The organism is Oceanospirillum sp. (assembly GCF_048265165.1).
Taxonomy (GTDB): domain Bacteria; phylum Pseudomonadota; class Gammaproteobacteria; order Pseudomonadales; family Halomonadaceae; genus Oceanospirillum.
This window is the reverse complement of the sequence record NZ_JBLXCD010000008.1, coordinates 133,142-145,987: the sequence shown is the minus strand read 5'-3', so window position 1 is coordinate 145,987 and position 12,846 is coordinate 133,142. Positions and strand designations below refer to the sequence as shown.

The window sequence follows — 12,846 nt, the reverse complement described above, 5'->3', positions numbered from 1 at the left end:
AATTAATTACAAATTAACGAAACCGGCTCAGATCTGAAAGCAAAAAGCCCCGATTCTGATTTCAGAACCGGGGCTTTTAATTCAACGATGAAAGCAGTGTCCTTTTTTAATCCCAAAAATCCCGCACTTGCTGATAAGAGAGGCAGGATTTACAACACATCATTGAGACAGCGCGATGCCTCGTTAGAATGTATCACCCGGAATACGGACAAAACCTTCCATTAAGACTCGGGCACTACGGCTCATGACGGCTTTTTTAGCGCGCCAGTCGCCATTCGCCAACTGCTCCGCTGCTGCACCAACCCGCAATGTTCCGGATGGATGCCCAAAGGTAACCGCCTCCCGCTCACCACCACCGGCAGCGAGATTTACAACCGTACCCGGAACAGCTGCCGCAGTTGCGATAGCCACAGATGCAGTACCCATCATAGCGTGGTGTAGTTTACCCATTGATAGCGCACGTACGCAGACATCAATATCAGAGACTTTAATCTCTTTCCCGCTGGATGCAGTGTAGTCTGTTGCAGGCGTTACAAAAGCAACTTTTGGTGTATGCTGGCGAGCTGCAGCTTCTGAGACATCTTTGATCAATCCCATTTTGACTGCGCCATGGGCACGGATTGTCTCAAAGCGCGCTAAGGCTTCAGCATTACCATTAATATCTTTTTGTAGTTCAGTTCCCTTATAACCAATCTCTTCTGCACCCAGGAAGATTGTCGGGATACCTGCACTGATCATGGTTGCTTTGAAGGTCCCGATACCAGGTACCTCCAGATCATCCACCAGATTGCCTGTCGGGAACATAGATCCTTTGCCATCAGCAGGGTCCATAAACTCAACCACAACTTCCGCAGCAGGGAAAGTGACGCCATCCAGTTCAAAATCACCAGTTTCCTGTACTTCACCATTGGTGATTGGCACATGAGCGATGATGGTTTTCTGAATATTCTTCTGCCAGATACGAACGGTACAGATACCATTTTCCGGAATTCGATCCGCATCCACCAAGCCACCAGCGATGGCAAAAGCACCTACCGCCGCCGTAAGATTACCGCAGTTACCGGACCAGTCTACAAAGGCTTTATCAATAGCGACCTGCCCAAACAGGTAATCCACGTCATGGTCAGGCTGAGTACTTTTATCCAGAATAACCGTTTTTGAGGTACTTGAAGTCGCCCCGCCCATACCATCAATCTGCTGACCATAAGGATCAGGACTGCCGATTACGCGCTGCAGAATTTTATCGCGCGCCTCACCCGGCTCCTGAGCCGCTGCGGGGAGATCCTGACGACGGAAAAAAACACCTTTACTGGTACCGCCACGGATATAGGTGGCAGGGATTTTAATTTGGGGTACAAATGTCATGGCTCGGTTCCTGTGTCTCTGAGCACCATCTATAGGTGGCACTCCTATTCAGAAATGTTCAGAAAATGCTTAATAAGCGCATCGCGGTAGCGGGTATACGTCAATCAACTTATTAAGAAATCTCTCTTTATCAAAATAGCTGGGGCAAGTCAGATCACCTAACCCGCCCCAGCATAACCCACTCAGATTAAACGTTAGCTTCTAAGAAGTCCTGCGCGAAACGTTGCAGCACACCGCCTGCACCGTAAACATGAACCTCTTCAGCAGTATCTAAACGGCAAGTCACCGGAATCTCAACCACTTCACCATTACGACGCGTCATCACCACGGTCAGATCGCAGCGTGGGCTGATCTCGCCAACAACGTCATAGGTTTCAGTACCATCAATACCGTAAGTATTGCGGCTATCACCGGCTTTAAATTCTAGTGGCAACACACCCATGCCGACCAGATTGGTACGGTGAATACGCTCAAAACCTTCAGCAACGATGGTTTCAACACCCGCCAAACGAACCCCTTTGGCCGCCCAGTCACGGGAGGAGCCTTGACCGTAATCAGCGCCAGCAATAATGATCAGCGGCTGCTTACGTTCCATATAGGTTTCAATCGCTTCCCACATGCGGCTTTCAGTGCCTTCTGGCTCGATACGTGTCAAAGACCCCTGTTTCACTTCACCGTTTTCATCGCGGCACATTTCGTTTAGCAATTTAGGGTTAGCAAAAGTGGCTCGCTGTGCGGTGAGGTGATCGCCCCGGTGCGTCGCATAGGAGTTGAAATCCTCTTCCGGCAAGCCCATTTTGGCGCAATATTCACCGGCCGCACTGGAAGCCTGAATCGCGTTCGATGGCGACAGGTGGTCTGTGGTGATGTTGTCACCCAGCACCGCCAATGGCACCATACCTTTCATGGTACGCTCACCCGCTAGGGCACCCTCCCAATAAGGAGGACGACGAATATAAGTCGTCTGTGGACGCCAGTCATACAATGGGCTGATCGATTTTTCCACGGCTCCTAGATCAAACATCGGGATATAAACCTGTTTAAACTGTTCAGGTTTAACGCTGCTTGCAACAATCGCATCGATCTCTTCATCACTTGGCCAGATATCTTTCAGCGTGATCGGGTTGCCGTCTTTATCGGTGCCCAATACATCTTTCTCGATATCAAAGCGAATGGTGCCGGCAATGGCATAAGCAACAACCAATGGAGGGGATGCCAGGAATGCCTGTTTCGCGTAAGGATGGATACGGCCATCGAAGTTACGGTTGCCGGACAGGACCGCCGTAGCATACAGATCACGATCAATAATCTCTTGCTGAATCTTAGGATCAAGCGCACCGCTCATGCCGTTACAGGTTGTGCAGGCATAACCGACGATACCGAAGCCCAGTTTTTCCATCTCAGACAGTAAGCCCGCCTCTTCCAGATACAGTTTTGCAACTTTTGAACCCGGCGCAAAGGAGGTCTTAACCCAAGGCTTACGTACCAAGCCTAACTCGTTGGCACGACGAGCAATCAAGCCAGCAGCAACCACGTTGCGAGGGTTAGAGGTATTCGTACAGGAAGTGATCGCCGCAATGATAACAGCGCCATCCGGCATCAAACCTTCTTTTTCTTCTGCCAGCGCTTCATCCAGGTGGCCCGCAATACCGCGGGATTCCAGGTCAGCGGTTGGCAAACGGCGGTGTGGGTTAGAAGGTCCAGCCATGTTGCGGCACACGCTCGACAGATCAAATTCCAACACCCGACCATATTCAGCATCAACCAAGTCATCCGCCCATAGACCGGTTTCTTTAGCGTACTGCTCAACCAAAGCAACTTGCTCAGGTTCACGGCCGGTTAGCTTCAAGTAGTCAATGGTCTGCTCATCGATATAGAACATACCCGCAGACGCACCAAACTCTGGTGTCATATTGGAGATCGTCGCACGATCGCCAATCGTAAGATCTTTGGCACCTTCGCCGAAGAACTCCAGATAAGAAGATACGACTTTTTCATTACGCAGAAATTCAGTAATGGCCAGTACGATGTCCGTAGCGGTGATACCTGGCTGACGCTTACCAGTCAACTTAACACCGATGATGTCTGGTAGGCGCATCATGGATGGGCGGCCGAGCATAACGGTTTCGGCTTCTAATCCACCGACACCAATAGCGATAACACCTAACGCATCAACATGAGGCGTATGGCTGTCTGTACCAACACAAGTATCAGGGAAAGCAACACCATCACGGGATTGAATAACTGGAGACATTTTTTCCAGGTTGATCTGATGCATGATGCCATTACCGGCAGGAATCACGTCAACGTTATCGAACGCAGTTTTACACCATTCAATAAAATGGAAACGGTCATCGTTACGGCGATCTTCAATGGCACGGTTTTTATCAAAAGCATTGGGATCGAAACCCGGCGCTTCAACCGCCAGCGAGTGATCAACAATCAGCTGAGTCGGAACCACTGGGTTTACTTTAGCAGGATCACCACCTTGATCAGCAATGGCATCACGCAGCCCCGCAAGATCAACCAGCGCGGTTTGACCAAGAATATCATGGCAAACCACACGGGCCGGATACCATGGAAAATCCAAGTCTTGTTTACGTTCGATGAGTTGCTTCAGAGAGTCGGTCAGTGCTTCAGGCTCACAGCGGCGCACCAACTGTTCTGCCAAGACCCGTGACGTATAAGGTAGCGTGGCATAAGCACCTGGCTTGATCGCATCAACCGCTTCACGGGTGTCAAAATAATCCAGCGAAGTGCCAGCAAGAGTTTTACGGTATTGAGTATTCATGTCAGAAATCCACTCGAAATAGGATTTGCCCAAACAGGGTGTTGAGGGACTGACAAAGAAGGGCGCAAGACGCGGACCTTCTTATCAATCTGAGCTAAAGGAATAACTTAGCCAAAGGCTATCGGCGCACCCGATAGCAGGAATAAAAAAAGGCAGGGGCAAAGGCATTAGAGGCAAGTATCGTCCAGCCCCGCCAAATTTCTGGTCAGACAGACTTATTAAGTTAAGTCCGGTCTTTGATATCAATCCACTCAGCCGATTCCGGGCCAGTATAATCTGCACTTGGGCGAATAATACGATTATTGGCACGTTGTTCCATTACGTGAGCTGTCCAGCCGGATGCACGGGAGCATACAAAGATCGGTGTAAACAGCTTAGTGGGAATACCCATAAAGTGATAAGCAGATGCATGGAAGAAATCAGCATTACAAAAAAGCTTCTTCTCGCGCCACATAACCGCTTCAACACGCTCAGAAACAGCATATAAATATGTATCACCCACCGCTTCAGACAGTTTCTTAGACCACTCTTTAATGACCGCATTACGTGGGTCGGATTCGCGATAGATCGCATGGCCAAAACCCATAATCTTGTCTTTACGCGCTAACATACCCATGATCGCGTCTTCAGCTTCGTCCGCAGACTTCCACTGCTCGATCATATCCATTGCAGCTTCATTGGCGCCACCATGCAGAGGGCCACGTAAAGAACCAATCGCAGCAGTCACACAGCTGTGAATATCGGATAGCGTAGAAGCACAAACACGTGCGGTAAAGGTCGATGCATTAAATTCATGTTCAGCATAAAGAATCAACGATGCATGCATCACTTTAACGTGCAGCGGGTCAGGTTTTTTGTCGTGTAGTGTCCACAGGAACTGCTCTGCAATCGAGTCTGCATCAGTTTCAACATTGATGCGTTTATCGTTATGCGTAAAGTTATACCAGTAGTTAATGATACCCGGGAATGTCGCCATCATACGGTCGATATGATCGGTCTGCTCTGAGAAATCATTCTCTGTTTCCAGGTTACCCAGCATAGAGACGCCGGTACGCATCACATCCATTGGGTGAGCATCCGCAGGAATCTGCTCCAGAACAACTTTCAGAGGCTCTGGCAGTGCGCGCAGGTTCTTCAGCTTTGCTTTATAGGCATCAAGCTCTGACTGATTAGGTAGCTTGCCATACGCTAACAGGTAGGATACTTCCTCGAACTGTGCTTTTTCTGCCAGCTCCTTCATATCGTAACCACGATAGGTCAGACCCGCGCCGGTTTTCCCGACAGTACACAGCGCCGTTTCACCTGCCGACTGACCACGCAGGCCTGCACCAGCTAATTTCTTATCTACCATTCTATAGCTCCTTTGCAATCGCTCAGAGAGTCCGATTTTTATTGTAAGTCGTTGGGAGTCATTATCTGCTGTGGCCACCTATCAGGCAGCCACAGTGTCTAAAATAAGATTACTTATTTTTGCCTTCAGCAAACAGAGCATCCAGCTTTTGCTCAAAGTCGTGGTAGTTCAGGAAATCATACAGCTCCATACGAGTCTGCATGGTATCTACCACCGCTTTTTGATCGCCATCGCGCAGCAAGGCCTCATATACATTCAGTGCGGCTTTATTTGCTGCCCGGAAAGCTGACAGAGGGTAAAGCACCATTGTTGCACCATTAGCCGCCAGTTCTTCGGTATTGAACAGTGGTGTTGCACCAAACTCGGTAATGTTAGCCAGCAGATGTGCACCTTTAATACCGTCAGAGAAGGCTTTATAGTCATCCAGCGTATGAACGGCTTCAGCGAAAATACCGTCAGCACCCGCTTCCAAACAAGCCTGAGCGCGCTCAACAGCAGCATTCAGACCTTCCATTTGAAACGCATCTGTACGGGCCATCACAAAGAAATCATCGTCTGTTTTCGCATCAACGGCTGCTTTTACACGATCAACCATCTCTTGCAGAGAAACGATCTCTTTATTCGGGCGATGTCCACAGCGCTTCTGTGCGATCTGATCTTCAATATGTACCGCAGCAGCACCCGCTTTAATCATCTCTTTAATTGTGCGAGAAATGTTAAATGCACCACCCCAGCCAGTATCAATATCAACAACCAGAGGCGTTTCAACTGCGCTGGTAATACGTGAGACATCCGTCAGCACGTCATTCATTGATGTCATACCCAGATCAGGCAGACCGTAAGAGTGGTTAGCAACACCGCCACCAGAAAGGTAAATTGCTTTATGGCCTACCCGTTCAGCCATCATGGCATGATACGCGTTAGTAGTACCGACAATCTGAAGTGGATTCGCTTCAGCCAGCGCTTTACGGAAACGGGCACCCGCAGTCAACTTAGTCATGGCTTATTCCTTCTTAGGGTTGTTCTGCCTGAGATTCACGCAGACGTTGTTCTACATTTTTACGCGACGCACTGATATGGCGACGCATGAGCATTTCAGCCAGTTCTTCATCCCGCTGCTCAATGGCATCAACGATTCGATGGTGCTCCTCAAAAGCCCGCTTAGGCCGCGAACTTGAAGCACTGAACTGGTAACGGTACATCCGGACAAGATGATAGAGCTCTCCACATAACAGCTCAGTCAGCTTCTCATTTTTACTTCCCAGCACAATTCGGAAGTGAAAATCCAGATCACCTTCTTTCTGGTAGTACGCAACACCTTCCTGGAGCTCTGCAGTTTCTTCATGGCGCGCCAGCAGTGCCCGTAAACTTTTAATTTCATCCGCGGTCATGTTGCGGGCCGCAAGACGACACGCCATCCCCTCCATCGCTTCACGCACATCATAGATGTCCAGCAACTCTTCAAAAGAGAGGGAAACAACCCGGGCTCCCACATGGGGAATGCGCTTAATTAAACGCCGCCCTTCCAATCGACGAATCGCCTCGCGGAGAGGCCCACGGCTTATGCCGTACTCTTTAGCTAAGCCCGGCTCTGTAATTTTGCTACCTGGCGGTATATCACCTTTGACAATCGCGGTTTGAATCTGCTCAAACACCCGATCGGCCAGGGTGCGGGTTTCAACCTCTTCATAGGCATACTGAACATCTGACATGGCCTAGTGTTCTTCTGTTATTTAATTGTCGACAATTTAACGTTGGGAGGAATGTAGACAATTGCTTGATGAGCGTCAACATCAACAAAAGTCGCATTTGTCTACAATCTGCAATTCCAACCCACCTTAAAAATAGCTTAATTCATAGAAAACAATAGGTTATAGAAACAAAAAAAGCGCAACCTATCGGTCACGCCCTGTAAATTGTCTACGATCAAGTTGTGACTGAAACTTTAATCCAATAGAAGTGTTAGCAATACACACACAAAACATCAGTCACTTCAATATATTGCCTTAGTCTATTGTTCGCTGAAAAATCTCTGCAATTTTGGACGGTTTCTGAAATGGCAATGAATGATCAGTACCGCCAATTTCATGGTAGAGCCAGTCATCTCGCTGCTCAGCAATCTGCCGGTGACAGGCTTTCATCGAATCCAGACTCTTACTCCCTACAAAGCTGACGACATCAGATTGAATCTGAATAGTTGCAGAGCGATCCAAACGCTGCACAGCATCTGTTACAGCATCCAGAGCATAAGATAACCCTAACACCCGATTTTTAAGGCGATGTACCGTTGCATGCTCCACACGGGCCGACTTAGATCGCTTTGGTGAGATCAGATCCAGAAAATGAGTAATGCCTTTCTCCATCGGCTCTTCGGTTCGCATCATCTGAGCCGCCGCAGAATAATTTCCGCGCACCTGGCGCATCTCATTAAGATCAGGGCGCTCTAACAGAGCCGGCTCCAGAAGGTAGGTTTTCCTAAAAGCCGAAGGGCGCTGCTGCTTCAGCAGCATCGCAACTAATCCACCAAAGGAGTAGCCTGCCAGGTCAGATTCAAACCATCCGAGATAGTCCAGTACAGCAGCAACATCACAAACAACCTGCTCTACCGTAAATGCATTCTCAGCCCGTCCTTCAGGCAAGGGGATGCTCTGTCCCATCCCTCTGAGATCAGGAACCAGAAGCGCTCCCCAGTGGTTTAAGTGGCGTAACATGGGCTCCCAGGTAAAAGCGCCATCAACACCGGCACCATGCAGCATTAAAATTTTACGGCCATTAGGGTTGTGCAAGTTACGGTAAATTCGGTAGAAAATCCGATAGTCCTGACGATCAAGACTCGCTGTTTCACACTGAAAATGTTCTGACATGACGTACCTTAAATAAGCAACAGACACGAAAAACCAAAGCAGAGAAAATGCAGTATCCGTGACAAAAAACCAGAAAAAGCACCAGTAAAATAGGCTGGCTATTAAAAAACCGTTAGAATAGCGCGTTTTACTGATGGCTGCTTTTTCTATTTATTTATGTCATTACATCTTATGCCATTCCTTCGTCGGCCTCGGATACTGATTCGGTTACTGTTTAGCTTATGACACGACTCTGCACACGATCACTACCTTACCGTCACGGTATCGAGTATTTTGAACGCATCCGTCATCTTGATGCCCCGGTATTGCTTGACAGCAACAAGCCGAACAGCCCATCCGGACGTTATGATATTGTCAGCGCCAGTCCGGCTGAAGAGATTCAAAGCGTTACTAACAGCCTCCCTCACCTGCAACAGGTACTTAACGATATCAGCGCACATTACAGTATCGTAACGACTGACAAAGCACTGGATCACCTTCCCTTTACAGGCGGTTTTATTGGTGGGCTCAGCTACGACCTGGGGCGCGAGCTGGAAGCCTTGCCTGAGTCAGCAAAGGATGATTCAAGCTTTCCATCAATCATCGGAGGCATCTACCTTTGGGCCGTTGTGGTGGATCATGAACGCCAGACAGCAGAGCTGGTTACTCCTGAAGACCAGGCTGATGAGCTGATGGCACTGCTAACACAAACTGATATCCAAAGCCTGCGGGATACCTTTTCCCTGACAACGCCTTTCACAACTAACCTGAGCTGGCCAGAATATAAAAGTCGCTTCAACAAAATCATGGCTTATATCCGCTCCGGCGATTGCTACCAGATAAACTTTGCGCAACGCTTTCAGGCCCGATCACAGGGCGATAGCTGGCAGGCATACCTGAAAATCCGCGCTGCAACACCAGCCCCTTTCAGTGCTTATCTGGATTTTGGCTCGTTTAAGATTTTAAGCGTTTCCCCCGAGCGCTTTATGCAGTTAGAGATGGGGCATGTAGAAACTAAACCAATTAAGGGCACCGCCCCACGTTCCGGTGACACCCGAGAAGATCGCCATATCGCTGAGAACCTTAAAGGCAGCATTAAAGACAGGGCGGAAAATCTGATGATTGTTGACCTGTTGCGCAATGATCTGGGTCGTGTCTGTAAACCTGGATCCGTCAAAGTCCCGATCCTTTTTGCACTTGAAAGCTACGCCAACGTCCATCATTTGGTCAGCACAATACGGGGTGAGCTACCTTCAGATAAGAGTGCCGTGGACCTTCTGACCGCCAGTTTTCCCGGTGGATCCATTACCGGTGCCCCTAAAATCAGGGCGATGGAGATTATCGACGAACTGGAACCCCAGCGCCGGGCGATTTACTGTGGCTCAATTAGCTATATCAGCTTTAATGGCAGAATGGATAGCAGTATCACCATTCGCACACTTCTTGAGTCTGTTAATGAGAATCAAGAAACCGGCAGGACTGAAAGCCATCTTGACTGTTGGGGCGGCGGCGGTATCGTCTACGACTCGGTGGCCGAAAGTGAATACCAGGAGACGCTGCATAAGGTAGGTAAGATTCTGCAATCCCTGCAGCCGGATTTCAAAACCCAGGCCCAGTTTAAGGCTAACGACTAAGGCCCTACCCTTCCTGAACGCAAAAAGGCTTTCCGCAGTAACGGAAAGCCTTTTTTTGCATCACCAGGCCATCAATAAGGCCTACCGTAGACTCAGAACAAACTTACTTGCTCAGGTTACGATTACTTGCCTTCAAGAACTGGTCTTTCAGGTCATCATAAGTGTGAACTGCCGGGAATTGAGGAAATTCTGCAATCACGTTGTCCGGTGCATGGAACAGAATACCCTGCTCTGCCTGAGCCAGCATAGTGGTGTCGTTATAAGAATCACCCGCCGCGATAACACGGTAGTTCAGTAACTGGAAAGCTCGAACGGACTGACGTTTAGGATCACGCTGACGCAGGGTATAATCGGTAATTCGTCCCTCATCATCAACTTCCAGCTTGTGACACAACAGTGTCGGGAAGCCCAGCTGAGCCATCAGAGGTGCAGCAAACTCGTAGAAAGTATCCGACAGAATCACCAGCTGAAAACGCTCACGCAGCCAGTCGGTAAACTCTTTTGCACCCTCCAGAGGCTCCAGCTCTGCAATGACGGCCTGGATGTCCGGTAGCTTCAGACCATTTTCATCCAGAATGCGCAGACGCTGTTTCATCAGCACATCATAATCTGGGATATCCCGTGTCGTTGCTTTCAACGCTTCAATACCGGTTTTTTCTGCAAATGCGATCCAGATTTCAGGGATCAGAACACCTTCTAGGTCAAGACATGCCAGTTCCACGGAATAATCCTTCTGTAACGAGTCAATAATAGAGTTATTTATTACTGGGACCTCCATATAAGAAAGTTCAGAATAATGAGGCCCCAGCCAAACAATAAACACCGAAAAGATTATCACAGAACATAGGGTAAGTCAGACAGGCAAGCCCCCCCTCTGAGAAGGTATCGGCAAAACAGCAAGCTATTACACAATAAGAGCATATTCATAGAAGCACTTTTTATTTATTTTTATTCTAAGTAGCTGTTACTTTATAGCCAAAACCATGATCGTAGAATCAGACCGCTTGATGAGCATGGATCTCAGATCCATTGCCACAGATAACAGGACAAGGCATGAGCACATTTAACACAAACCAGTTTGCGCTGGAGTTTGATACCGAGTCACCTAAGAAAATTATCGAAAGAGCACTGGAAGAGTTTGGCAATATCGCTATCTCATTCAGTGGCGCAGAAGATGTTGTCCTGGTGGAGATCGCCAGCAAGGTTATTAAAGACAAAAGTCAGCTACAGGTTTTCTCCCTCGATACAGGCCGGCTTCACCCGGAAACCTATCAGTTTATCGAAACTGTTCGTAAGTACTACGGTATTCAAATTGATATTGTGTCTCCAGAGCACCAGGCCCTTGAAGCATTCGTTAAGCAAAAAGGTTTGTTCAGCTTCTTTGAAGATGGGCACCAGGAATGCTGTGGTCTGCGCAAAGTTGCACCGCTACGGCGCAAATTAAGCACTCTGGATGCCTGGATTACAGGTCAGCGCAAGGATCAGAGCCCAGGCACACGGAACAGTGTACCCATTGCTGAAATGGATAAAGCTTTTGGTACAGAGGAAAGCCCTCTGGTGAAATTCAATCCACTGGCTAACTGGAGTTCACAGCAAGTATGGGAGTACATTCGCATGTTTGATGTCCCTTACAACCCTCTGCACGAACGTGGCTTTACCAGTATTGGTTGCGAGCCCTGTACTCGCCCGGTTCTACCAAACCAACATGAGCGGGAAGGACGTTGGTGGTGGGAGGAAGCCACCCATAAAGAGTGTGGTTTACACGCAGGTAATCTGGAAAAATAAACAAAAAAGGCATCCCAAGGATGCCTTTTTTTGTCATGCTACGTCAGTGTACTGGCAATTCAATATCTTCAAACAAAGCCTCAAGGTCAGCTTTAGAACTGCACGCCAAAGCCTGATCAATCAAGTCCCGATCCAAGTGTGGCGCAAAACGGGTAACAAAGTCATACATATATCCCCGCATAAAGGTACCACGGCGAATGCCTATTTTAGTGGTACTGGATTCAAACAGGTGGCTCGCATCCAGCGCCACCATATCAGAGTCAGTCTGAACGTCGTAAGCCATACCTGCGACAATACCGACCCCCATCCCCATACGAACATAGGTTTTAATAACATCAGAGTCCGCTGCCGTAAAAACAACTTTCGGCTTAAGGCCTTTCTTGTTAAAAGCTTCATCCAGTTTAGAGCGACCGGTAAAACCGAAAACATAAGTTACGATCGGATGCTCTGCCACATCCTCCAGAGAAAGCGGCTGCTGCACCTGAGTTAGCGGATGATCCTTTGGTACCAGCACACAACGATTCCAGCGATAACAAGGCAGCATAATCAGGTCACTGAACAGTTCCATCGCCTCGGTAGCAATCGCAAAATCAGCAGCCCCTTCTGACACCATCTCTGAAATTTGAATCGGTGTACCCTGCTTCATATGCAGCGAGACATCAGGATATTTACTGATAAAGTCTTTGATCACACCGGGTAGCGCATAACGCGCCTGTGTATGTGTTGTAGCAAGGCTGAGACTGCCTTTCTTATCGTCACTGAACTCCTGAGCCACTTGTTTGATATTATCAACAGTTCTCAGTATCTGCCCAGCCAGGTCAATCACCTCCTGACCAGCAGGTGTTATACGCGTCAGATGCTTGCCACTTCGGGCAAAAATTTCAATTCCCAGCTCATCCTCCAGCAAACGTATTTGCTTGCTGATCCCCGGCTGAGAGGTGTACAAGCTTTGTGCGGTAGCCGACACATTAAGATCATGGTGGGCAACTTCCCAAATATAACGCAGCTGCTGTAATTTCATTCCACCTTCCTCATTTATCGGATCTCGCCCTCTTGCTATGAATGTAAGTGGCGATC

General features: G+C 48.5%; 10 protein-coding genes. 2 read left to right on the top strand and 8 right to left on the bottom strand.

The window, feature by feature from the left end; genetic code table 11:
* Positions 1-183 precede the first annotated feature (183 nt).
* The 6 genes from prpF to ACN0R8_RS14485 form a co-directional block, all read right to left on the bottom strand.
* The gene (prpF, locus tag ACN0R8_RS14510) at positions 184-1,365 is read right to left on the bottom strand and encodes a 2-methylaconitate cis-trans isomerase PrpF (RefSeq protein ID WP_417598668.1); all 1,182 of its coding nucleotides are present in this window, start codon (positions 1,363-1,365) and stop codon (positions 184-186) included.
* A 187-nt stretch (positions 1,366-1,552) separates the two neighbouring features.
* Positions 1,553-4,156: a Fe/S-dependent 2-methylisocitrate dehydratase AcnD gene (gene acnD, locus ACN0R8_RS14505; protein WP_417598666.1), complete on the bottom strand. Its 2,604-nt coding sequence runs from the start codon at positions 4,154-4,156 to the stop codon at positions 1,553-1,555.
* A gap of 223 nt (positions 4,157-4,379) precedes the next feature.
* Complete coding sequence (prpC, locus tag ACN0R8_RS14500; RefSeq protein ID WP_417598664.1) at positions 4,380-5,507, bottom strand: bifunctional 2-methylcitrate synthase/citrate synthase; 1,128 nt, start codon at positions 5,505-5,507, stop codon at positions 4,380-4,382.
* A 109-nt stretch (positions 5,508-5,616) separates the two neighbouring features.
* The gene (prpB, locus tag ACN0R8_RS14495; protein ID WP_078320483.1) at positions 5,617-6,507 is read right to left on the bottom strand and encodes a methylisocitrate lyase; all 891 of its coding nucleotides are present in this window, start codon (positions 6,505-6,507) and stop codon (positions 5,617-5,619) included.
* 13 nt (positions 6,508-6,520) lie between these two features.
* Positions 6,521-7,219, bottom strand: coding sequence for a GntR family transcriptional regulator (locus ACN0R8_RS14490; protein ID WP_417598661.1), 699 nt, complete (start codon positions 7,217-7,219; stop codon positions 6,521-6,523).
* A 294-nt stretch (positions 7,220-7,513) separates the two neighbouring features.
* A complete protein-coding gene (locus tag ACN0R8_RS14485; RefSeq protein ID WP_417598659.1) occupies positions 7,514-8,371 on the bottom strand; it encodes an alpha/beta fold hydrolase in 858 nt (285 codons plus the stop codon).
* A gap of 221 nt (positions 8,372-8,592) precedes the next feature.
* On the opposite strand from ACN0R8_RS14485, the gene pabB reads away from it, so the two are divergent.
* Positions 8,593-9,984, top strand: a complete 1,392-nt coding sequence (gene pabB / locus ACN0R8_RS14480; RefSeq protein WP_417598657.1) for an aminodeoxychorismate synthase component I — start codon at positions 8,593-8,595, stop codon at positions 9,982-9,984.
* 103 nt (positions 9,985-10,087) lie between these two features.
* Here the strand turns inward: pabB and thrH are convergent, their stop codons facing one another.
* Positions 10,088-10,705 carry a bifunctional phosphoserine phosphatase/homoserine phosphotransferase ThrH gene (thrH, locus tag ACN0R8_RS14475; RefSeq protein WP_417598655.1) on the bottom strand — a complete coding sequence of 206 codons (618 nt, stop codon included), beginning with the start codon at positions 10,703-10,705 and terminating at the stop codon, positions 10,088-10,090.
* A 332-nt stretch (positions 10,706-11,037) separates the two neighbouring features.
* Here thrH and ACN0R8_RS14470 point away from each other — a divergent pair, with 332 nt between their 5' ends.
* Positions 11,038-11,769 (top strand): phosphoadenylyl-sulfate reductase, encoded by a 732-nt coding sequence (locus tag ACN0R8_RS14470; RefSeq protein ID WP_417598653.1) that lies wholly within the window; start codon positions 11,038-11,040, stop codon positions 11,767-11,769.
* A gap of 43 nt (positions 11,770-11,812) precedes the next feature.
* On the opposite strand, the gene cysB is transcribed toward ACN0R8_RS14470, so the two are convergent.
* Positions 11,813-12,790, bottom strand: coding sequence for an HTH-type transcriptional regulator CysB (gene cysB, locus ACN0R8_RS14465; RefSeq protein WP_417598652.1), 978 nt, complete (start codon positions 12,788-12,790; stop codon positions 11,813-11,815).
* Between the last annotated feature and the right edge of the window lie 56 nt (positions 12,791-12,846).